The organism is Allobosea sp. 05T439 (assembly GCF_056396005.1).
On record NZ_JBFTKP010000064.1, the window covers coordinates 1 to 21,494 of the forward strand.

The window sequence follows — 21,494 nt, forward strand, 5'->3', positions numbered from 1 at the left end:
GACAATGCGCTGCCGAGCACCGGGATACTGCGCTTGATCTCGTTCTCGAGCCGGCCATAGCCGAAGGCAGCGGCAAGATTGACCGGCCCGAGCCGGGTCGTGCCGTAGAGGCCGGCCTGGAAGACATCGGCCTCGGCCTTGCCGAGACCGCCGGCGAGCGAGGACCGGGCGCTGCCGCCGGAGACCGCAAAGCCCGCAACCGTGCCGGGCATGATCCGAAAATCGGCGCCGACGGCGAGATGGGCATCGTCGAGATCGCTCTTGGCCGAGCCGACCCTGGTCGATCCGTCGGTGCGGCCGACCGAGCCGAAGGCTGCGCCCCAGACGGTGTATGGCGGCGGATCGAGGAAAGCCGGCGCGGTCGGTGCGTCGGCGCCCTTGCGGACGAGGCCGGAGAAGGAGGCTTCGCCGGGAGCAGCCCCCGCGCTGCCGCGGCCCGCCGCGAAGGGATCGAGCATCGCACGCAGGAACTGGTCGGCGGCCGAGACCGCCATTGCCGGCGCTGCGGTATGCGCCTCGCCCGAAAGCTGGTTCACCGCCCCGGGGATTGCTGCGGCCGGCAGGTTGTAGATGCCGAACAGCGCCGACGGATCGGCTCCGCCCGCCACCGCCCGATCGAGGCCTGCGGCAACCGAAAAGGCGTTCAAGAGCGATGCGACGAAGCCGGCCAGCGGCTTTGGCGCAAGGGTCAGCATCACGTCGTTTGCGGTATAGGCCAGGCTGGTGGCGATGCCGGCTCCGAAGGGGCCGGTCGAATCGAGCGTGCCGAAGCGCGTCCCGCCGAGCCCGCCTTGCGCCGAGAGCAGCGTATAGCGCGTCGTGAAGGAATAGGGGCCGCCAAGTGCCACCAACCTGAGCGTCCCTGCGAGGCTCGCGGTGCCCGTGACATTGACCCGGTCTGCGACCGCGCCCTGGATCTCGGCCTCATAGACCGAGCCCGCGCCCATTGTCAGGGTGCCGTTGACCGTCAGCGTTCCCGGCGAATTGCCCGGCGCCAGCGTGCCGTTCACCACCGTCGAGGGCAACTGACCGGACCCGCCGAGCCGCGCACCCGCCGCAACGGTCAGCCCCGAAGAGGCCGCTAGCGATCCGTTCACGATCAACGAACCGCCGTTCACCGTCGTCGTCCCACGGAAGGTGTTTATGCCGCTCAGGGTCGTGGTCCCGCTTTCATGCAGGATCGCTCCAGTGCCGGTAATCGTTGCGCCAACCGTATAATTCGAAGCGGTATGGTTGAACACGAGCCGCCCGGAGCCGCGTCCGAGGCGGATTTCCGCCACCTCGATGAAGCCGGGAGCGCGGGCGACTGCTCCTGCCGCTGCACCGATATTGACGGTCCCGGTCGAGCCGGCACTGTTGGCGATGACAAGCATGCCGCGGCCGTCATCGATACGCACGGTGCCGCCATTGTCGATCGTTGCTTCGGCGACGCCGAGATTCCCGACCATCAGGTAGGTGGTGCCGAGCCACTGGGAATTCGCGCCCGTCACTCTCAAATCGCCGCGAGAGCCAGCTTGCCAGGCGAGGATGCCCTGGTTCGTCTGGACAACAGCTCCGTTCGAGACGAGGCCACTGCCCTGGCCGCTCATGCCAAAGACCGAATAGCCCCCGACCTTCAGCTTTGTGCCGGCGCCATCGATGGTGAGCGAACCCCGGCCGGACGCAAACTCGCCGAAATTCGTATTGACCGTTACCGCAGCCGAACTGCCATTGGAGATAACGATATCGCCGCGTCCCGCGTAGCCACCCATCAACGTGCCGCGGATATTCCAGGTAGCGCCGCTGACGGTGACCGCGCCCACACCCGTCGCGTTGTAGCCGGCGGTGATCGCACGGTCATCGGCCTTGGCGCCGGCGAGAACCTGATAGGTGCCTTGCCCGGATTCGCCGACGATATGGCCGTTGCCATTATACCAGGTGGTCCCTGCTCCCGAGAGCGTGATCGTTCCGGCAGAGCCGGCGAAGGAGCCGGTCGTCACGAAAGCCGCAAAATTTGCCGCCGCACCGCCCGAAGCGGCGAAGCTGCCCTGGCCCCTGTAGCCGGCATAGAGGTAGTCGCCGGACCAGGCCCCGCCGATCAGGTTGGCCGATCCCACCTCTCCGGCGAGGTTTGCGACGGTCGTTGCGGCCGCGGTGAGCGAGCCGCCGGGCGACACCGTCAGCGATGATGTCATGCCGATCGCGCCAATGTGCAGCAGGTTTGCGGACGCCCCGGCAGCAGTAATGGACGGCGCAATCAGCGAGCCAGAGCCGATGGTCACTGTCGTAGCGCCAGTTGGAACGGCCCCCAGCGACCAGTTCGACGCTGTATGCCAGTCGGGAGAAGCGCCTTGCCATGCTGTTTGAGCCAGTGACGGCGTCACGCCAAGCGCAAACCAACTCACCGTCGACAAGGCCGCCAGCCCCGTGATGGCACGAGGATAACTTCGTAGCGGCCGCATGCGCCCCCCTGGGTCTTCAACGCCCAATAGCGAATGCATTCCGCAAGGGAATTCATAAAATTGTCAAGAAATTAGTAACCTATTTCATTCGGGAATTTGAACAGCCATTCACATCACATGGCCGCATCGAGTCGAAAGCGTCCGGCGCCCGGAATATTTCGAATCCTGATAAATAATCGACACGCACAATTACGGCACGTTCTCCGACGAAAATATATCAACCGCGAATTGTGATGTTATTTCGCACTCTCGGTGATCTTATAGCGTAGATAAACCTGCATACGGCGCATAAATTTACCACTGAAGCGTCGCCATGATCGCCATGCTCGGGAGTGGCGGGGTCTGACCGACTTCCTGGAAAGCGCTCAGCGGCGGCACCTTTACTAACCAGCCCACCCTAAGCAGATCTTCGAGAACCTCTCCCAAAGCGCAGCACGCCGCTCCCGACTGGTTGGCCCTGGGTCAAGACCGCAGAGCATATGCCAACGAGCGCTTCACTGCCCGGCTGCTTGCGGAGGCGCGTCGATTGCGCGCCATCTCAGGATCATTGGTGCACGGCCTCAACAGCGGGAGCGGAATGCGCCTTCCATGCCGCGCAGAGACGAGAAAGGGCGTGCGCAGTGATGCACACGCCCCTTTTGGCAAACAGGGGCTCGCCGGGGCAACTCTCACAGAGGCTTGGACGCCGAAGCCGCCCCTGTACGACCAGATGCAAGCCGAGACCCGCGTCGTCCGACTGCCGGGATCGAGACACGATCTCGATCCGCATCCACCATCTTGGCTTCACCGCATCCCCTCAACCGGAAGGGATGCGGCAAGCCGCCCGGATCAGGCCGTGGCGTAGCCGACCGTGCCCTTGATCTCGAGGAATTCCTCGAGGCCGAAATCGGCATATTCACGGCCATTGCCCGATTGCTTGTAGCCACCGAAGGGGGCGCCAGCATCCCAGGCCGGGTAGTTGATGTAGACATTGCCGCTGCGCATCTGCGCCGCGACCTTGCGGGCACGTTCCAGCGAACCGGACTGGACATAGGACGCAAGCCCGTAAGGCGTGTCATTGGCGCGGGTGACGACCTCCTCTTCCGTCCGATAGGGCAGAATCGAGAGCACCGGCCCAAAGATCTCTTCGCGCGCGATCGTCATGTCGTCCGTGACATTGGCGAACACGGTCGGGCGGACGAAATAGCCGCGATTGAGCCCCTCGGGGCGACCCGGACCGCCGGTGACGAGATCGGCGCCATCCTTGATGCCGGCCTCGATCAGTGCCTGGATCTTGTTGTACTGCGTCTCGCTGACGACCGGCCCGAGCCAGGTGCCTTCCGCCGAAGCAGCGCCGACCTTGAGCGGCTCGGCCGTTGCCTTGGCGATTGCGACCGCCTTGTCATGCAGCTCCGCCGGCACGAACATCCGGGTCGGCGCGTTGCAAGACTGGCCGCTGTTGCGCATCACGCTCTCGACGCCGAGCTTCACCGCATAGCTCAGATCGGCATCGTCGAGGATGATGTTCGCCGACTTGCCGCCGAGTTCCTGATGCACGCGCTTGACGGTGTCGGCTGCCGCCTTGGCGACCAGAATGCCGGCGCGGGTCGAGCCGGTGAACGAGACCATATCGACCTGCGGATGGCGCGAAATCGCCTCGCCGACCGTCGGGCCATCGCCATTGACGAGATTGAACACGCCCTTCGGCACGCCCGCCTCGTGCATGACCTCCGCGAAGATGATCGCGTTCATCGGGGCGATCTCGCTTGGCTTCAGCACCATGGTGCAGCCCGCCGCGAGAGCCGGCGCGACCTTGCACATGATCTGGTTCAGCGGCCAGTTCCAGGGCGTGATCATGCCGACGACGCCGATCGGCTCCTTGGCGATCAGCGTCGTGCCGCGCAGCTCCTCGAACTCGAAGCTCTCGAGCGTCTCGATCATCTTGGCGAGATGCGCGGTGCCCATTCCGGCCTGTGCACGATGCGCCAGATCCTTCGGCGCACCCATCTCCTGCGACAGCGCGTCCGCGATATCGGCATAGCGCGCCTTGTAGGCCTCKAGCAGGCGGCGCATCAGGGCGAGGCGTTCCGCCTTCGACGTCGCGGCAAAGGCCGGGAAGGCGGCGCGTGCAGCAGCGACCGCCTTGTCGACGTCGGCCTCGGTGCCGAGCGCGATGGTGGCAAAGGCCTCCTCGGTCGAGGGGTCGATGACCTCGAGGGTCTTGTTGCCCATCGGCTGGACCCATTGGCCATCGATGTAGAATTGCAGGGCATGCGACATGGTGCGGTCTCCGGCGGCTGGGCTTTGGGGGGAGTAATGCTCGTCCCTGAACAGGCGATGTCCGGGGAACGGCAGCGAGGCGGCCGCAGCCCCTGAAGCTGGCGACCGTGATTGGCGGCGAACCCGGCCAGCGCGCATCGCCCTCGCGAGCGGCTCGTCCAGCTCCACCTGACGGAATGTTTGGCGCTATGGCAGCATGGATATTACGATAGGCGGGCGTCACGCGCTTGTCACCGTCACCGGCCGGGCCTGGCTGGAATGACCGTCATGCACGCCAGGCGGCCGGAGCTTGCGGCCGATTGGCAGGGGCAATCCGCTTCTGCTGCGCGACCGCTCAGCGTCGCCTCCCGGCTTGACCTTCATCACCGTGTGAACAGCGCCGTTGCGGTCAACGTCCCAGGCCAGCCGCAGGTCATGCCCACCTCATTGCCTATTCTCTATGCGCAATCGGCACGACACAAATCCGTGACCGCCCTGGTTCACAGCCCTGCCTTGCGCGCGCGCCGCTGGCGCATGGACCAATGGAATCCTACAGTTCGCCATTCCCCAAACACAGGGCAGGCGTTGCAGATCGATGGACAAGCGTGTCGAGACCGATGAGCAGAAGCCGGCTCTGTCGGAAGCGGATATCCGCTCCATCATCATTGGCATCATGCTCGCCATGTTCCTGGCCGCGCTGGACCAGACTATTGTCGCCACCGCCATGCCGACGATCGGGCGCGAGCTCGGCGACGTTACGCATCTGCCCTGGGTCGTGACCTCCTATCTGCTGGCTTCGACCGCGGTGACGCCGCTCTACGGCAAGGTCGCCGACATCCATGGGCGGCGGGTAACGCTGCTCGCCGGCATCGTGATCTTCATCGTCGGCTCGGTTGCCTGCGCACTGGCATCGTCCCTCTGGCTGTTGGTGGTGGCGCGCTTCGTCCAGGGGCTCGGTGGCGGCGGGCTGATCTCGATGGCGCAGACCATCATCGGCGACATGGTGCCGCCGAAGGAGCGCGGCAAATATCAGGTCTATATCGCCAGCGTCTTCTTCTCCTCCTCGCTGCTCGGACCGGTGCTCGGCGGGGTGATCTCCGAGGCGCTGCATTGGTCGGTGATCTTCTGGATCAACCTGCCGCTCGGGCTCTTCGCCTACCTGATGACCGACAAGGCGCTGAAGCGCCTGCCGCGGCATGAGCGACCGCACAAACTCGATTTCCTCGGCGCCGGGCTGATGACGAGCGCAACGGTGACGCTGCTGCTCGCGCTCTCCTGGGGTGGCGTGCATTATCCATGGGCCTCGGCGCCGATCCTCGGGCTGGTCGGCCTGTCGGCACTGCTCTGGATCGCATTCGCCATGCGTCTCAAGACCGCAGAGGAGCCGCTGATCCCGCTCGCGATCCTGGCCAATCCGGTGGTGCGGATGGGCACGATCGCCGCCGGCTTCGGCATGGGCACCTTCATCGGGCTCACCATCTATCTGCCGCTCTATTTCGAGACGGTCGCCGGGCTCTCGGCCGCCAATTCCGGCATGGGATTGATCCCGCTGACCTGCGGCACCGTCATCGGCGCGACCGCATCGGGACGGGCAATGACCCTCCTCAAGCACTACAAGCGCGTACCGGTTGCAGGACTTTGCATCGCCMTGATCGGTACCGCATTGCTGATCGCCTTCGCCGGCCGGATGTCGCTCATCCCCTTCGGTATCGTGCTGGCGGTAATCAGCCTCGGCTTCGGCACCTTGCTGCCGGTCGCCACCGTCTCGATCCAGAATGCCGTCCAGCCGCACCAGCTCGGCACGACGACGGCGACGGCGAACTTCTTTCGCCAGATCGGCGGGGCGCTGATCGTCGCCGTATTCGGAGCGATCGTCCTCGGCGGCATCGGGGCAGGCTCGGGTGTTACGGCCGAGACCCTACGGAGCGGAACGGCGGACCGCGCCACCATGATCATGCTGTTCCAATATGTCTTCGCAGCGACGTTCGCGGGCTTTGCACTGGCCCTGTTCTTCCTGTTCAGGATGAAGGAAATGCCGCTGCGCGGCCGCGCCATCGAGGCTGCGAAGGAAATCGCAGGCGAATAGGGCGGGACAAGCATCCTCGTCCGCGTTTGACGAGCATCAAACCGGCGGGGTTGCCGGCAGGCTAAACCGGAGCGCAATCTCGCATTGCCGCAACTCTGTCACAGCCGCGCGGCAGGTTGAGTTTGCCCGCCAAAGGAGAGCCCCATGTCCGATCTCGTCGTCATCGTATACCCGACCGAGGCCAAGGCCGAGGAGATGCGCCAGAAAGTCATCTCCCTGCAGAAGGAATACCTGATCGAGCTCGGCGACGCGGCGATCGCGGTCATGCATGAGGGCGGCAAGATCAAACTGAACCAGCTCATGAACACCACCGCGCTCGGGGCGGTCTCGGGCAGCTTCTGGGGCCTGCTGATCGGCGCGATCTTCCTGATGCCGGTGTTCGGCGCTGCAATCGGCGCGGCGTCCGGCGCACTCGGTGGTGCGTTGACCGATTACGGTGTCAATGACGGTTTCATGAAGGAACTCTCGACCAGCCTGCAGCCGGGCAACGCCGCGCTCTTCCTGCTGATCCGCAAGATGACCGGCGACAAGGTGCTGGAAGCGATCAAGGGCACGGGTGGCGTGGTGCTGAAGACATCGCTCGACCACACCCGCGAACAAGCCCTGCGCGACGCGATCTCGGCTTCACCTGGGGCGGTCGAACATCCTTCGACGCCCGGCGCGACAGCAACCCCGACGGCCGGCGAAGCACCCTCGCCCGTGGGCTGAAGCACACCCTTGAGGCGACGTCATCCCGGGCAGCCAGAGCGAGGCCCGGGATCCATTCGTTACCGCTGACGAGGACCCCGGCTGCGCTATGCCTCTGCCGGGGTCTCAGCGCGTATCAGTCCCGCAGCAGCTCGTTGATTCCGGTCTTGGCGCGGGTCTGGGCATCGACCGTCTTGACGATCACGGCGCAGTAGAGCGAGGGGCCCGGCGTTCCATCATTCAGCGGCTTGCCGGGAAGCGACCCGGACACCACCACCGAATAGGGCGGCACCTTGCCGATATGGACCTGACCGGTGGCGCGATCGATGATCTTGGTCGAGGCCGAGATGAAGACGCCCATCGAGATCACCGAACCCTCGCCCACGATCACGCCCTCGACCACCTCGGAGCGGGCACCGACGAAGCAGTTGTCCTCGATGATGGTCGGGTTGGCCTGAAGCGGCTCAAGCACACCGCCGATGCCGACGCCGCCAGACAGGTGCACGTTCTTGCCGATCTGCGCGCAGGAGCCGACGGTCGCCCAGGTGTCGACCATGGTGCCTGAATCGACATAGGCGCCGATATTCACATATGACGGCATCAGCACGACGTTCGGCGCGATGAAGGCGCCGCGGCGCACGGCGGCCGGCGGCACGACGCGGAAACCGGCGGCGCGGAAGCGATTCTCGCCCCAGCCCTCGAATTTCGAGGGAACCTTGTCCCAGAACACCCCCTCGCCCGGGCCCCCTGCGATGATCTTGTTGTCGTTGAGACGGAAGGAGAGCAGCACGGCCTTCTTGAGCCACTGATGCGTCACCCATTCGCCGCCCAGTTTTTCGGCAACGCGGGCCTGGCCGGAATCGATCATCTCGATGGCCTGCTCGACGGCATCGCGCACCGCCCCTTTGGTGCTGACGCCGATCTCTGCCCGGTTTTCCCAGGCGGCATCGATGGTGGCGGCGAGATCGGTCAGGCTCATCGTCGGTCTCCGTTCAGAATGCGCCGGAGCGATGGCGGATCAAGACAGCGGCGTCAAGGAGAAGCGCGGCGCGCCGCCGACTTCTCGTCCGCACGTGCCGACGCCGGCCGCCTGGCATTGACTGTACCAAGGCATCATGAATCCGACGCCGCAGGAACGCCCCAATTGCCCCCCCAAGGTCATCGACCTGGGCAGGGAATCTCGGAATCATGAATGCGATGAAGCCTTCTCTTTCAAGACGAGCTGCGACCGCGATCGCCTTGTCGGCCACGATCATGGGCGCAGCTCCCAAGGCCGCGGCGCAGGCCCAACGCGACGTCGATTGGACCACGCAGAAATGCGTTCGGTACAAGGAGGCCTATGGTGCGGCCATCGCCAAGCGGGGAAAGACAGGACTGAGCGACGAATTCCTCGCCCGGCACGATGCCTTCCTTGCGACCAACTGCACGGCGCAGGCAGACGTCTGCCCACGCAGCGGAAAGGAGCTTGAGCTGGCTAATATCCTTGTTCTGATGTCCCTCAACGGAGGACTCTCGAGCACATTCCTGCCCTTCGCCTGTCGAAAGCCGACATAGGCCGTCTGCGCCCGCCCCCTTGATGTGCCGGAAGACGTTCGGTCTATTCCTCGCCTCTGCCGCCTTCCACTACTGAAGAGCGACGTCCACGCCTCGTTCGCAAGGAGCGGCCATGCGCCTCTGGATCAGGAACCCGCTCGGCATCGTCGCCGCGGACGCCGGCGGCGGCGTGGTGGTCGAGCATGGCGCCATCGTCGAACTGCTGGCCGCCGGCAGCGCTCCGGCACAGCCGGTCGACGAGACATTCGATGCCTCCGATCATGTCGTGCTGCCCGGGCTGATCAACACGCATCACCATTTCTACCAGACGCTGACACGCGCCCATCCGGCCGCGATCGACCGTGAGCTCTTTCCCTGGTTGAAGGCGCTCTACCCGCTCTGGGCCCGGCTGACGCCCGACGATCTCAGGCTCGCAGTGCGGGTCGCACTCACCGAATTGCTGCTCTCCGGCTGTACCACAGCGGCAGATCACCATTATCTCTTCCCCAAAGGGCTGGAGAGCGCGGTCGATATCGCGGTCGACGAGGCGCGCGCGCTCGGCATCCGCATGACTGTCTCGCGCGGCTCGATGAATCTGTCGCAGAAGGATGGTGGGCTGCCGCCGGATGCTGTGGTGCAGGACGAGGAGACGATCCTGGCCGACAGTGAGCGCGTGCTCTCGCTGTTCCATGATCCAAAGCCAGGCAGCATGATCCAGATCGCGCTGGCGCCCTGCTCTCCCTTCTCGGTGACGCCTGCGCTGATGGCGAAATCGGCTGAACTCGCCGCGCGCTTCGATGCTCCGCTGCACACCCATCTCGCCGAGACGCAGGATGAGGAGGCCTATTGCCTCCAGGTCTACGGCAAGCGCCCGCTCGACCTTCTGGAGGATGCCGGCTGGATGCGGCCGAAGACCTGGCTGGCGCATGGCATCCATTTCTCCTGCGAGGAATGCGAGCGGCTGGGCCGGGCCGGCGTCGGCATCTGCCATTGCCCGACCTCGAACGGCGTGCTCGCCTCCGGTTTCTGCCGGACACGCGAACTCGAGGCCGCCGGCTCGCCGCTCGGCCTCGGCGTCGACGGCTCAGCCTCCAATGACGGCTCGAACCTGATGGAAGAGCTGCGCCACGCCCTGCTGATCAACCGGTTGCACTACAAGAGTGCCAGCGCCGTGACTGCGCGCGACGTGATCCGCTGGGCGACGGAAGGCTCGGCACGATGCCTCGGGCGCTCCGATATCGGGCGGATCGCGCCCGGCATGCAGGCGGATCTGGCACTGTACCGGCTCGACGAGCTGCGCTTCTCCGGCGCGCATGATCCCGTCGCAGCGCTGGTGCTGTGCGGCGCGAACCGGGCCGATCGTGTCATGGTCGCGGGGCGTTGGCGGGTTGTCGACGGTGCCGTGCCCGGACTGGACATCGCCGCGCTGCGGCGGATGCACAGCGCAGTTGCGATGCGCTACGCGTAAGGGGCCGTTCGCGCCTCAGAGCATTCTGCGAAATATGGCAACGGTTTTCGCATAGAGCATGCTCTAAACCATTAGAATCGATCACGTTTTCTGCATTTGGACACTTTTATCCAAATGCAGAAAACGTGATCTAACCATCTGTGAGTGCATCGGCTTGCCCGAAAACCGCAATCCACTTTTCGGGCCGATGCTTTAGCGTGTCGCGACGATGAACAGCCGCGGGAAGGGCAGCAGCACGGTGCCATCCGGCATCGCGGGGTAAGCCTGCGCAATGAGACCCTGATAGCGTGCGAGGAAGGCTTCGCGCTCGGCCTCGTCGAGCAGATCGAGCAGCGGACGCAAGGCGGCGCCCTTGAACCACTCGACCACCGCCGAAGCCCCGCCCGCGAGTGGATGATGATAGGTCGTGCGCCAGATATCGAGCCTTGTCGTGCCGCCGCGCAGCGCCCGATAATACCAGTCAGCGCCATGGCGCGCCGCGCGCGTCTGCAGCGCTGGGGCGAGCTTGCCGGCCCAGGTCCCGTCAGCGGCAACCTCACGCATCAGCACATGGGCCGGTTCGTCGAGATTATCCGGCATCTGCACGGCGAGCGTGCCGCCCGGCGCAAGCTTGGCCATGAGTGATGGCATCAGGACTTCGTGATCGGGCAGCCATTGCAGCACGGCGTTCGACAGGATCACGTCATAGGGGGCGGCCGGCTGCCATGAGGCGATATCGGCAACCTCGAACGGGATCGCCGGCAGGCGCCTGCGGGCGGCCGCGATCATGTCGGAAGAGCTATCCATCCCGCTGATCGCGGCGTCGGGGAAACGCGCCAGCAGAAGCTCGGTCGAGTTGCCGGGACCGCAACCGATATCGACCGCGCTTGCCACGGCGTCCGTCGGGACCTGGGCAAGCAGATCGCGAACCGGGCGGGTCCGCTCATCCTCGAATTTCGTGTACTGCCGTGCCGACCAGGTCATAACGATTTCCATATCCTCATGAGCAGGAAGGCCCGCGATCAGAGCAGTTTTGCCAGATACCGCCCGTAGCTCGATTTGCCCGTCAGCTTCGCCAGTTCAGCCAGCTGCCCTTCATGGTACCCTCTGCGCCATCAACGTGGCCACGACCTCCCGCATGCGTTCCTGCCACGGCTTTGCGCGATAGCCAAAGATCGCGGCGAACCGGGCGGAATCAAGCACCGAATTGGCAGGACGGCGCGCCGGTGTCGGGAATTCCGCAGTCGTGATCGCGTCCACGATCGGGCTCCGCCCGGTGAAACGGGCCTGCTCGGCAATGATGGCGCTGGCGAAGCCATGCCAGGTCGTCTCGCCCTGCCCGGCAACATGGTAGGTGCCCCAGGGCTCGGCGCCGGCCATCAGCGCAGCGCGGACGGCGAGGATCGCCTCGGCAAGGTCGCGTGTCGCGGTTGGAGAACCGCGTTGGTCGGCGACAACGCGCAGGACATCGCGTTCTGCGGCAAGCCGCAGCATGGTCTTCAGGAAGTTTGCGCCATGGACGCCGTAGACCCAGGCGGTGCGCAGGATGACATGGTGCGGCTGCAGGGCCCGGATGCAGACCTCTCCTTCGCTCTTGCTCGCACCATAGGCACCGAGCGGCGCGACGGGGTCGCTCTCGACATAAGGCCCGGGTTTGCTGCCGTCGAAGACGTAGTCCGTCGAAACATGGAGGAGCGGAATGCGGGCTTCGGCCGTCGCCTCGGCAAGAATGGCGGGCCCTTCCGCATTGGCGGAGAAGGCGGCGACCGTCTCGCTCTCGGCCCGGTCCACCGCCGTAAAGGCCGCAGCATTGACCACGAGGCCGGGGCGATGGGTCTTCGAGGCCCTTGCCACAGCCGCACGGTCCGTGATGTCGCCGTCAGCCCGCGCCAGCCCGACGAGCGGAACGCCACGCTCATGCGCCAGCGCCGTCAACTCGCGGCCAAGCTGACCGCCGGCGCCAAAAAGCAGGATCGGCGCTTCGTTCACGAGAGGCCGAGCCTCTCGCCGCGATAAAGCCCGTTGCGGATGCGGCCCCACCAATCCGGATTGGCGAGATACCAGCGAACGGTCTTCTCCAGCCCGCTCTCAAAGCTCTCCTGCGGGCTCCAGCTGAGCTCGCGGGCGATCTTTGAAGCGTCGATCGCATAGCGACGGTCATGGCCGGGCCGGTCGGCGACAAACCGGATCAGGGTGTCGCGCGGGCCGATAGCGGTGTCGGGGGCGAGGCTGTCGACCAGGCCGCAGATCGCGCGCACCACATCGAGATTGGTGCGCTCAGCATTGCCGCCGACATTATAGCTCTCGCCGGGGCGTCCGGTTACCGCGATCAGGCAAAGCGCGCGTGCATGATCCTCGACATGGAGCCAGTCGCGTACCTGACCGCCATCGCCGTAAACCGGCAATTCCTTGCCCTCAAGCGCGTTCAGGATGACGAGCGGGATCAGCTTCTCCGGGAAGTGATAGGGCCCGTAATTGTTCGAGCAGTTGGAGAGCACGACAGGCAGCCCATAGGTGTGGTGCCAGGCACGCACGAGATGGTCGGAAGCGGCCTTCGACGCAGAATAGGGCGAGGTCGGCTGATAGGGTGTCGTCTCGCTGAACAGACCTTCCGCGCCAAGCGAGCCGAAGACCTCGTCGGTCGAGACATGGTGGAAACGAAAGCTGGCCTTCGCGTCCTGCGGCAGGGCTCGCCAATGGTCGAGCGCCGCCTGGAGCAACACGAAGGTTCCGACGACATTKGTCTGGATGAAGGCGCCCGGCCCATCGATCGAACGGTCGACATGGCTTTCCGCCGCAAGGTGCATCACGATATCGGGCCGAAATGACGCAAAGGCCTCGCGCATGGCGGCGAGATCTCCGATATCCGCCTGCAGGAAGGCGTAGCGCGGAGTGGTCTCGACCGGCTTCAGATTGTCGAGATTGCCGGCATAGGTCAGCTTGTCGACGACCAGCACCTGATGCGGCGTCTCGGCGACAAGGTGCCGGACCACAGCCGAGCCGATGAAACCGGCGCCGCCGGTGATGAGGAACCGCGTCATTCAGGCGCCCTCATAGACGAAGGGGCTGGCAAAACCGGTAAAACCGGGCAGCTTCGCGTCCTTCTCGGACAGTGTCGCGGCCCCGGCTACCACTGGCCAGTCGATGGCAAGCGCCGGATCGGCCCAGAACAAGCCGCCCTCGCTCTGCGGCGCATAGGGCGCGTCGACCTTGTAGGCGACCTCGGTGCCGGGTTCGAGCGTGCAGAAACCATGGGCAAAGCCGTGCGGCACGAAGAGTTGCTCGGCACCGTCCGCATTGAGCAGCACCCCGCACCAGCGCCCGTAATGCGGCGAGCCGCGCCGGAGGTCGACAGCGACGTCGAAGATCGCGCCCTTGAGCACGCGCACGAGCTTGGCCTGGGCAGCGGGCGCAGTCTGATAATGCAGGCCCCGAACGGTGCCGACCTGCGCCGAACGCGACTGGTTGTCTTGAACGAAATCCGGCGCGATCCCAGCTGCCGCGAAAGGCTCGCGGCTATAGGTTTCCATGAAGTAGCCGCGGTCGTCGCCGAAACGTCGCGGCCGGACCAGTACGGGACCAGGAATGGCGAGAGGCGCGAAGGTAAAATTGGACATGAGGTCTCCTGCCTGGCCGCAGGTAGTCTTGCCGCCGCCCCCCTGTCAACGACGCGCAGCCGCCGCCTCGGTGACATCATCAGGCGAAAATTCGCGCAGCTCGGGCAGCCGCGCATGGATCCGCCGCAACAGGGCGGTCAGCCCGGCAATCTCCTCGGCGGAGAAATCGGCCAGGATCAGGTTCTCGCGCTGGAGGGCAACCGSGATCAGGCGGTCATGCAGCTCGTAGCCACTCTGCGTCAGCTGCAGAACCTGCCGGCGCGCATCGCGGCTATCCGCATGTTCGCGGACATGACCGGCCCAAACCAGCGCCGCCACGGCGCGGCTGACCGCCCCCTTGTCGAGGCTGATGACCTCGCAGATGCGCTGCGCCACGATACAAGGCTCGATCGCGAGCTGCGAGATGATGCGCCATTCCGTGACGCCGACGCCGAACAGATCGAGATAGAGGCGGGACGAACTGCGCGACCAGGTGTTCGAGATCGTCGTCAGGAAATAGGGCAGGTAACCCGCAAGGTTGAGCACCTCCCGGTCCCTGTCCCCGCCCTCGGCCTTGCGGCGCCTCGTCGAAACCATGCTGCGCCCACGATCGATCCCTGGAGGGCCCACCAAATCCGGGATGGCGGCGTTCGGCAAGCGGAGTCTGCCGCAGACTATTCCGGCAGCGGAACCGCGAGCCCGACCTTGACGCGGTCCATCGCGACGAAGGTGCGGAACTTCCTGACATTGTTGTTGCCGAAGAAGAGCCGGCGCGTCAGCGCCTCATAGGCCGCCATGCTCGGCACCAGGATGACGAGCACAAAATCCGCTTCGCCAGTGACGTAGTAACATTGCTGCACCTCAGGTGCTGCGGTGAATTCCTGCTTGGCGGCGTCGATCAGGTCGGCACGCTCGCTTTCCAGCTCCACCTCGACGAAGATGGTGATCGCCTGTCCGAGCCGGGCAGGATCGACGAGCGCGACATTGGCCTGGATGACACCCGTCTCCTCCATGCGCTTGATCCGGCGCTGGACGGCGGGCGCGGACAGGTTGACCGCTTCGCCGATCACACGCTGCGGCGTCGTGTTGTCGCGCTGCAGGATGCGCACGATCGCGAGGTCGAAACTGTCCAGCGTGACTGCTGGCGAAGGGGATCGGGTCAAGAGGAGCGCCCAACGAAACAAACTTGCATTTCAGGGGACCAAACACAGCGGTCTTTTCGCCATGATTGCAATATCCATTCGTTGTACCAGCGCGCAGGAGCGGCGATGTTTCTTCCCAACCACCACCCCGACCGTGCCAAGCCGCTCGATCCGATCGATGCCGAGACCCTGAGCATCGCCGCGGCCGCCGATGTCGAGCGCCATCTGAGCTATCGCGAGAACCACGTCGAGACACCGCTGCATGCCCTGCCAGCCATGGCCGCCGAGCTCGGGGTCCGTGCGATCCACGTCAAGGACGAAGGCCATCGCCTCGGCCTTGGCAGCTTCAAGGCACTTGGCGGCGCCTATGCCGTCTTCCGGCTGGTGCTGGAGGAGGCGAGCAGGAAGCTCGGGCGGCCAGTCGATATCGCCGAGCTGAACAGCCCCGAGGTCCGGGTCGTAGCGGCGGGGATGACGGTCGCCTGCGCCACTKACGGCAATCACGGCCGTTCGGTCGCACAGGGCGCCCAGCTCACCGGGGCGAGGGCCGCGATCTTCGTGCATGCCCGAGTCAGCGACGAACGTGTCGCGGCGATCGCACGCTTCGGCGCGACGATGATCCGGGTCGAGGGCACCTATGACGACTCGGTCACGGAAGCCGCCCGCGTCGCGGAGAAGGAGGGCTGGACAGTCGTCTCCGATACCTCCTGGCCAGGCTATGAACGCATCCCCGGGCTGGTGATGCAGGGCTATACCGTGATCATCCGCGAAGCACTGCGTGAACTCGCCGAGCCGCCCACGCATGTCTTCGTGCAGGCAGGCGTCGGCGGCATTGCCGCTGCGGCTGCGGGCTATCTCGCCAATGCACTCGGCGACCAGCGTCCCGTCTTTGTGGTGGTCGACCCTGCGCGCGCGGCCTGCATCTTCGAGACGGCGAAGGCCGGCCATCCGGTCAAAGTCGTCCATGGCGAACCGACGGTGATGGCGATGCTCGAATGCTACGAGCCCTCGCCTATCGCCTGGCGTGTCCTGTCTCGCGTCGCCGACGGCTTCATGACCGTCGAGGACGAGGATGCCATCGCGGTGATGAACCGGCTGGCGCGCCCCGCCGGCAAGGACCCCGCCATCGTCTCCGGCGAAAGCGGCGGTGTCGGCCTGGCCGGCGTCATCCGGGTTGCGGCTGATCCCACCGTCAGGAAGCAGCTTGGCCTCGACGCGACCTCCCGCGTTCTCGTCATCAATACCGAGGGCGCGACCGATCCCGAACGCTATGCCGAACTGACCGGCCTGCCGGCACGAGCCGCCCAGTAATGCGACGATGAACGCGCGCATCGCCATCGAGGCCGGAAAGGCGCCGGGACGGGCGGAGCAGGCCGCGACCCGCATCGCCTTCTTCGTTGCCGGGCTCGGCATCGCCGCATGGGCACCCCTGGTGCCCTATGCCAAGCTGCGCATGGCTCTCGACGATGGCGCGCTCGGATTGCTGCTGCTCTGCCTCGGCGCCGGCTCGATCCTGGCCATGCCGCTATCGGGTGCGCTGGCTTCGCGGTTCGGTTGCCGCCGCGTGCTGATTAGCGCGGTGCTGCTCGTCGCTTTCATGCTCCCGGCTCTCGCGACCGCCGCGCACCTGCCGCTGCTCGGCCTGGCACTGTTCGTCTTCGGAGCCGGAATCGGTTCGCTGGATTGCGTCATCAACATCCAGGCCGTGATCGTCGAGCGAGCCAGCGGGCGCAGCATGATGTCCGGCTTTCACGGTCTCTTCAGTCTCGGCGGCATCGCCGGAGCGGCCGGGGCCAGCGGGCTCCTGATGCTGGGTGCGACGCCGCTCCTCGCCACGCTCGTCGTCGTCGCGATCCTCCTTGCCGCGATGGCCTGGGCGGCCTCGGGGCTCCTGCCCTATGCCGGCAAGGGCGAAGGCCCGGCCTTCGCCATTCCGCACGGCATCGTGCTCTTCATCGGCGTGCTCTGCTTCGTCGTCTTCCTGGCCGAGGGCGCCATGCTCGACTGGAGTGCCGTCTTCCTGACCGATCTGCGCCGGGTCGATGCCGCTTATGCGGGACTTGGCTATGCGGCTTTCGCCAGCACCATGACGATCGGCCGGCTGACCGGCGACCGCTTCGTGCACCGCCTCGGCCCCCAGCGCATCATCGTCTGGGGCGGCCTCTGCGCAGCGGCAGGTCTCGTGCTCGCAACGCTTGCACCATCCTGGCTGGCAGGCCTCGCCGGCTTTGCGCTCGTCGGGGCGGGCTGCTCGAATATCGTGCCGGTTCTCTACACGGCGATCGGCAGACAGAACGCGATGCCCGAGCATATCGCCGTGCCCGCGATCTCGACACTGGGCTATGCCGGCATCCTTGTCGGCCCCGCGGCAATCGGTGCCATCGCCCAAGTCGCGAGCCTACCCATTGCCTTCCTGGTCGTCGCAACGCTGCTCATCGGCGTCGCAGCCAGCGCTCCGCGGTTGCGCACATGAGTTTCGCATCCCTCGCAGTGCCGCAAAGCGCGCCCGTTGGAGGCAGACCATGACTGCGCTCTCGACGAGTCCGGTTCATCATCCCGTTTGGCAAGGCACGCAAATGAGTACGGCATCAGAGCTGACGCGAACCATGGACCTGATCTACCAGACTCATTCGCCCTATGCGCGCAAGGTCCTGGTCTTTGCCCATGAAGCGGGTCTCGCCGGACAGCTGCGCGTCGTCCACCAGGAGACGAGCCCGACCAACCGGAACGACGACGTCTTCGCGGTCAACCCGCTCGGCAAGGTTCCCGTCCTCGTCCTCCCCGATGGCGAGGCGATCTTCGATTCGATCGTGATCTGCGACTATCTCGCGAGCCTCGACGGCGGCAGCCGGCTCATTCCGCAGGGTGGGCGGGCAAGATGGTCCGCGCTTCGCCTGCAGGCGCTCGCCCAGGGACTGTGCGACGCTGGCATTGCGCTGCGCTGGGAAACCGTACGCCGCCCCGAGGCCCTGCGGTATGCGCCCCTGGCGGAGGGAATGACGGCGAAACTCGTCGAATCCTACGATTATCTCGAACGCGAGGCGGATTTCGACGCGCCACTCCATGTCGGCCATATCGCGCTTGCGACCGCCCTTTCATGGCTGGAATTCCGCGCGCTGCCCGCCTTCGAGCCTGGCCGGCCACGGCTGGCCCACTGGTATCGCTCCTTCTCGGAACGCCCCTCGATGCGCGCCACGCTCTATGACGGCGAGACGCATGACTGATCGCCAGGCCAGTTCGCCCGGCGGCCGCCCCCCGGCTTCACGATGGTGGAGAGAGACATGACCACGCTCGACCCGAACGCCCTCGAACGCGAGATGACGGGGTGGCGGCGTGACCTGCACGCCCATCCCGAATTCGGCTTCGAGGAGAAGCGAACCTCCGCCTTCGTCGCGGCCAAGCTCAGGGAGTTCGGCCTCGACGATGTGGCCGAGGGCATCGGGGGCACCGGTGTCGTCGGCACGCTGAAGCGCGGCAGCGGCAACCGCGCCATCGCGCTTCGGGCGGATATGGACGCGCTGCGCATCAGCGAGCAGGCCGAGCACGCCCATCGCTCGCAAACGCCCGGCACCATGCATGCCTGCGGCCATGACGGGCACACCGCCATGCTGCTTGGCGCGGCAAAGTTGCTGGCCAGCGAGGGCGGCTTCGACGGGACCGTGCGCTTCCTCTTCCAGCCTGCCGAGGAATGGGGCAGAGGCGCACTCGCCATGCTCTCCGACGGGCTGATGGAGCGTTTTCCCTTCGAGGAGATCTATGGGCTGCACAATGCACCGGGGTTGCCGGTCGGTCAGTTCCAGACACGCGCCGGCTCGATCATGTCGGCGGAGGACAATTTCGAGATCGTGCTCAAGGGCATCGGTGGCCATGCGGCGCGTCCGCATGTCGGCAACGAGGCCCTGATCGCCGCCTGCGCGCTCGTCACCAGCTTCCAGACCATCGTGTCGCGGCGGCTCAGCCCGACCGATATCGGCGTGGTCTCGGTGACCGAACTCATCACCGACGGCACGCGCAACGCCCTGCCTGGCCTCGCCCGCATCCTCGGCGATGCCCGCAGCTTCCGGCCGGAGGTCAGCGCCGAGATCGAGAAGCAGATGCGCATCATCACGGACGGAACGGCGCTTGCCTACAACGTCTCGGCCGAGGTGACCTATACGCGCGAATTCGTGCCGCTGGTGAATGACAAGGCGCTGGCGGGGGAAGCCCTGACTGCCGCGAGAGGCGTGTTCGGCGCGGAGAATGTCGCCACCGCCCGCGAGCCGATGACCGGCTCGGAGGATTTCGCCCGTTTCCTCGACCATGTGCCGGGCTGCTTCGCCTTCGTCGGCAATGGCCCCTCGGCGCCCTTGCACAATCCTTGCTACGACTTCGACGACGCCGGCCTCATCCATGGCGCACGCTTCCATGCCGCAATCACGCGGCAGCGCCTGCGCCCTGCCTGACCAACACCCGTCGCACCTGCCGCTTGCCGATCCGGAGCTCCCGCATGGCCCACTCCCTCACACCCGGCTCTACCGCCCCCTTCAGGGAGCCCGGCCCGAACCAGCCCGCCCTCGACGCCGACGCCGTCTGGGAGGCGCGCGCCGATCTCGCCGCCTGCTTCCGCATGGCGGCGCGCCATGGGCTGGAGGAAGGCATCTGCAACCATTTCTCGGCGCTGGTGCCGGGCTATGACGACCTCTTCATCGTCAACCCCTATGGCTGGGCCTTCCGCGAGTTGACGGCCTCGAAGCTGCTGATTTGCGATTTCCACGGCAACGTCGTCGCTGGCGAGGGACAGCCCGAGGCGACGGCCTTCTACATCCATGCCCGCATCCACAAGGCGCTCCCCCGCGCCAGGGTCGCCTTCCATACCCATATGCCCTACGCGACCGCGCTCTCGATGACGGAGGGCGAGCCGCTGATCTTCGCCGGCCAGACCTCGCTGAAATTCTACGGCCGGACCGCCGTAGACCACGATTACAATGGGCTTGCGCTCGACGAGAGCGAGGGCGACCGCATTGCCGGCGCCATCGGCGACGCCGACATCGTCTTCATGAAGCACCACGGCGTGATGGTGCTTGCTCCGACGATCGCCGAGGCCTGGGACGATCTCTACTATCTCGAGCGCGCCTGCGAGGTGCAGACGCTGGCGCTCTCGACCGGGCGCAAGGTCCTGCCCGTTGCGCCCGCGATCGCCGAAGCCGCCTATCGCCAGATGCGCGAAGGCGACGCGGAATCGGCAAGGCTTCACCTCGCCTCGATCAGGCGCACCCTCGACCTCGAAGAGCCGGCCTATCGCAGCTGAGCGAAGGACGCCGGTTTCTTCCATCCATGCGTCCGGCGCGGTCCATCGACCGCATGAAACAACTCGACAAGAGCCGACAGGCGGCGCTAGCTTCCCTGGAAGGAATGTAAGGTATCCGGTGGGCCGGTACGTTGGTACAGGCGCCCAATCATAGTCGCGGGAGCTGTCACCGTGATGTCCGATGGTGCCAAGGCTGAAACTGGGGCCGCATTCAGGCCTGCAACGCGACGGCAGGAATTCTTTGCCTTCATCGTCCTGGCGATCCTGATCTGGCCGGTCATCGCGGTCGGCGTCGTCGGCGGCTATGGTTTCCTGGTCTGGATGCTGCAATTGGTCTTCGGACCGCCCGGCCCACCACGGTGAGGGCCCGGCCATGGCAGAGCACGGGATCGATCTCGGCAGACGTGGGTTCCTGACGGGGCTTCTTCCCTCGGAACCGGACGTCATTCGTCCACCCTGGTCCCTCGAAGAGACAATCGCGAGCGCCTGCACGGGATGCGGCGCCTGCGTCAGCGCCTGCCCGCAAGCGATCATCAGGCTCGATGCCCGGCAGAGTCCCGAGATCGATTTCAGCTCCAGCGAATGCAGCTTATGCGGAGCCTGCGCCGCAGCCTGCCCGGAGCCGGTCTTCGATCGCGGGCGATCTGGATTCCAGCACGTTGCCGTGATCGGGGACACATGCTTTGCCGCCCGCGGCATCGTTTGCCAGAGCTGCGGCGATGCCTGTCCGGAAGCGGCGATCCGTTTCCCATCGCGCCTTGGTGGCCCTGCCCTGCCTGTTCTCACCGCCACTCAATGCACCGGCTGCGGCGCCTGCATCGCGGCCTGCCCAGCCGCCGCCATCGGAACCTGCCCCACGGCAGCGGAGGCAGCCCATGCCTGAAGCCCAAGCGGCCGGCACCGTCCATATTTCCAGCGCCGTCGTCACGGCCTTCCCGGAGCATTGCGACGCGGTCGTGCGCCAGATCAATGCCCTGCCGGGCACCGAGGTCCATCGTGTCGAGAACGGCAAGATCGTCATCGTGATGGAAGCCGAG

21 protein-coding genes are annotated in these 21,494 nt (G+C 65.6%); 12 read left to right on the forward strand and 9 right to left on the reverse strand.

All coding sequences use genetic code 11. From position 1 onward, the window contains the following. The coding region (locus AC1DIO_RS33040) for an autotransporter outer membrane beta-barrel domain-containing protein (protein ID WP_476854733.1) at positions 1-2,261 on the reverse strand (2,261 nt) is incomplete at its 3' end. Positions 2,262-3,269: 1,008 nt separating this feature from the next. After that, positions 3,270-4,700: an aldehyde dehydrogenase family protein gene (locus tag AC1DIO_RS33045; protein WP_441490385.1), complete on the reverse strand. Its 1,431-nt coding sequence runs from the start codon at positions 4,698-4,700 to the stop codon at positions 3,270-3,272. A gap of 574 nt (positions 4,701-5,274) precedes the next feature. Here AC1DIO_RS33045 and AC1DIO_RS33050 point away from each other — a divergent pair. Together AC1DIO_RS33050 and AC1DIO_RS33055 are read left to right on the forward strand one after the other, a co-directional pair. Next, positions 5,275-6,765 carry an MDR family MFS transporter gene (locus AC1DIO_RS33050; protein WP_476854734.1) on the forward strand — a complete coding sequence of 497 codons (1,491 nt, stop codon included), beginning with the start codon at positions 5,275-5,277 and terminating at the stop codon, positions 6,763-6,765. 144 nt (positions 6,766-6,909) lie between these two features. Next, a complete protein-coding gene (locus AC1DIO_RS33055) occupies positions 6,910-7,473 on the forward strand; it encodes a DUF1269 domain-containing protein (RefSeq protein ID WP_441490387.1) in 564 nt (187 codons plus the stop codon). A gap of 115 nt (positions 7,474-7,588) precedes the next feature. Here AC1DIO_RS33055 and dapD read toward each other — a convergent pair whose 3' ends face one another. Then, the gene (dapD, locus tag AC1DIO_RS33060; protein ID WP_043242272.1) at positions 7,589-8,431 is read right to left on the reverse strand and encodes a 2,3,4,5-tetrahydropyridine-2,6-dicarboxylate N-succinyltransferase; all 843 of its coding nucleotides are present in this window, start codon (positions 8,429-8,431) and stop codon (positions 7,589-7,591) included. Positions 8,432-8,649: 218 nt separating this feature from the next. On the opposite strand from dapD, the gene AC1DIO_RS33065 reads away from it, so the two are divergent. Both AC1DIO_RS33065 and AC1DIO_RS33070 read left to right on the forward strand, forming a co-directional pair. After that, the gene (locus AC1DIO_RS33065; RefSeq protein ID WP_441507478.1) at positions 8,650-9,006 is read left to right on the forward strand and encodes a hypothetical protein; all 357 of its coding nucleotides are present in this window, start codon (positions 8,650-8,652) and stop codon (positions 9,004-9,006) included. A 112-nt stretch (positions 9,007-9,118) separates the two neighbouring features. After that, on the forward strand, positions 9,119-10,453 hold the full coding sequence (locus tag AC1DIO_RS33070) for an 8-oxoguanine deaminase (protein ID WP_441507477.1): 1,335 nt from the start codon (positions 9,119-9,121) through the stop codon (positions 10,451-10,453). 192 nt (positions 10,454-10,645) lie between these two features. On the opposite strand, the gene tam is transcribed toward AC1DIO_RS33070, so the two are convergent. The 6 genes from tam to AC1DIO_RS33100 form a co-directional block, all read right to left on the reverse strand. Continuing rightward, positions 10,646-11,416, reverse strand: a complete 771-nt coding sequence (gene tam, locus AC1DIO_RS33075) for a trans-aconitate 2-methyltransferase (protein ID WP_441507476.1) — start codon at positions 11,414-11,416, stop codon at positions 10,646-10,648. Positions 11,417-11,527: 111 nt separating this feature from the next. Next, positions 11,528-12,421 (reverse strand): dTDP-4-dehydrorhamnose reductase, encoded by an 894-nt coding sequence (gene rfbD, locus AC1DIO_RS33080; RefSeq protein ID WP_476854735.1) that lies wholly within the window; start codon positions 12,419-12,421, stop codon positions 11,528-11,530. Next, positions 12,418-13,473 (reverse strand): dTDP-glucose 4,6-dehydratase, encoded by a 1,056-nt coding sequence (gene rfbB, locus AC1DIO_RS33085; RefSeq protein WP_441507474.1) that lies wholly within the window; start codon positions 13,471-13,473, stop codon positions 12,418-12,420. The genes rfbD and rfbB overlap by 4 nt, the downstream gene beginning before the upstream one ends. Then, positions 13,474-14,049 carry a dTDP-4-dehydrorhamnose 3,5-epimerase gene (rfbC, locus tag AC1DIO_RS33090; RefSeq protein WP_441507473.1) on the reverse strand — a complete coding sequence of 192 codons (576 nt, stop codon included), beginning with the start codon at positions 14,047-14,049 and terminating at the stop codon, positions 13,474-13,476. Positions 14,050-14,094: 45 nt separating this feature from the next. Further along, a complete protein-coding gene (locus tag AC1DIO_RS33095) occupies positions 14,095-14,625 on the reverse strand; it encodes a MarR family winged helix-turn-helix transcriptional regulator (protein ID WP_476854736.1) in 531 nt (176 codons plus the stop codon). 77 nt (positions 14,626-14,702) lie between these two features. After that, positions 14,703-15,191, reverse strand: a complete 489-nt coding sequence (locus AC1DIO_RS33100; protein WP_476854737.1) for an Lrp/AsnC family transcriptional regulator — start codon at positions 15,189-15,191, stop codon at positions 14,703-14,705. A 105-nt stretch (positions 15,192-15,296) separates the two neighbouring features. On the opposite strand from AC1DIO_RS33100, the gene AC1DIO_RS33105 reads away from it, so the two are divergent. The 8 genes from AC1DIO_RS33105 to AC1DIO_RS33140 form a co-directional block, all read left to right on the forward strand. Beyond that, positions 15,297-16,481: a diaminopropionate ammonia-lyase gene (locus tag AC1DIO_RS33105; RefSeq protein WP_476854738.1), complete on the forward strand. Its 1,185-nt coding sequence runs from the start codon at positions 15,297-15,299 to the stop codon at positions 16,479-16,481. Positions 16,482-16,488: 7 nt separating this feature from the next. Then, positions 16,489-17,643, forward strand: a complete 1,155-nt coding sequence (locus tag AC1DIO_RS33110) for an MFS transporter (RefSeq protein WP_476854739.1) — start codon at positions 16,489-16,491, stop codon at positions 17,641-17,643. Between the two features lie 133 nt (positions 17,644-17,776). Beyond that, positions 17,777-18,394, forward strand: a complete 618-nt coding sequence (locus tag AC1DIO_RS33115) for a glutathione S-transferase family protein (protein ID WP_476824813.1) — start codon at positions 17,777-17,779, stop codon at positions 18,392-18,394. 57 nt (positions 18,395-18,451) lie between these two features. Further along, a complete protein-coding gene (locus tag AC1DIO_RS33120) occupies positions 18,452-19,612 on the forward strand; it encodes a M20 aminoacylase family protein (protein ID WP_476824811.1) in 1,161 nt (386 codons plus the stop codon). A gap of 44 nt (positions 19,613-19,656) precedes the next feature. After that, positions 19,657-20,457, forward strand: a complete 801-nt coding sequence (locus AC1DIO_RS33125) for an aldolase (protein WP_476824812.1) — start codon at positions 19,657-19,659, stop codon at positions 20,455-20,457. 174 nt (positions 20,458-20,631) lie between these two features. Then, positions 20,632-20,820, forward strand: coding sequence for a periplasmic nitrate reductase, NapE protein (gene napE, locus AC1DIO_RS33130; protein WP_476854740.1), 189 nt, complete (start codon positions 20,632-20,634; stop codon positions 20,818-20,820). 10 nt (positions 20,821-20,830) lie between these two features. Beyond that, a complete protein-coding gene (gene napF, locus AC1DIO_RS33135) occupies positions 20,831-21,340 on the forward strand; it encodes a ferredoxin-type protein NapF (RefSeq protein WP_476854741.1) in 510 nt (169 codons plus the stop codon). Continuing rightward, positions 21,333-21,494: chaperone NapD (locus AC1DIO_RS33140; protein WP_476854742.1), on the forward strand; the 162-nt coding region annotated here is incomplete at its 3' end. The genes napF and AC1DIO_RS33140, both read left to right, overlap by 8 nt.

Bases quoted from the DNA above. Each gene is read 5' to 3' on its own strand.
- rfbC (WP_441507473.1), bottom strand. From the start codon at position 14,049: ATGTCCAATTTTACCTTCGCGCCTCTCGCCATTCCTGGTCCCGTACTG.
- AC1DIO_RS33065 (WP_441507478.1), top strand. From the start codon at position 8,650: ATGAAGCCTTCTCTTTCAAGACGAGCTGCGACCGCGATCGCCTTGTCG.
- napE (WP_476854740.1), top strand. From the start codon at position 20,632: ATGTCCGATGGTGCCAAGGCTGAAACTGGGGCCGCATTCAGGCCTGCA.
- AC1DIO_RS33115 (WP_476824813.1), top strand. From the start codon at position 17,777: ATGGACCTGATCTACCAGACTCATTCGCCCTATGCGCGCAAGGTCCTG.
- dapD (WP_043242272.1), bottom strand. From the start codon at position 8,431: ATGAGCCTGACCGATCTCGCCGCCACCATCGATGCCGCCTGGGAAAAC.
- tam (WP_441507476.1), bottom strand. From the start codon at position 11,416: ATGACCTGGTCGGCACGGCAGTACACGAAATTCGAGGATGAGCGGACC.
- napF (WP_476854741.1), top strand. From the start codon at position 20,831: ATGGCAGAGCACGGGATCGATCTCGGCAGACGTGGGTTCCTGACGGGG.
- AC1DIO_RS33125 (WP_476824812.1), top strand. From the start codon at position 19,657: ATGGCCCACTCCCTCACACCCGGCTCTACCGCCCCCTTCAGGGAGCCC.
- AC1DIO_RS33055 (WP_441490387.1), top strand. From the start codon at position 6,910: ATGTCCGATCTCGTCGTCATCGTATACCCGACCGAGGCCAAGGCCGAG.
- AC1DIO_RS33070 (WP_441507477.1), top strand. From the start codon at position 9,119: ATGCGCCTCTGGATCAGGAACCCGCTCGGCATCGTCGCCGCGGACGCC.
- AC1DIO_RS33120 (WP_476824811.1), top strand. From the start codon at position 18,452: ATGACCACGCTCGACCCGAACGCCCTCGAACGCGAGATGACGGGGTGG.
- AC1DIO_RS33110 (WP_476854739.1), top strand. From the start codon at position 16,489: ATGAACGCGCGCATCGCCATCGAGGCCGGAAAGGCGCCGGGACGGGCG.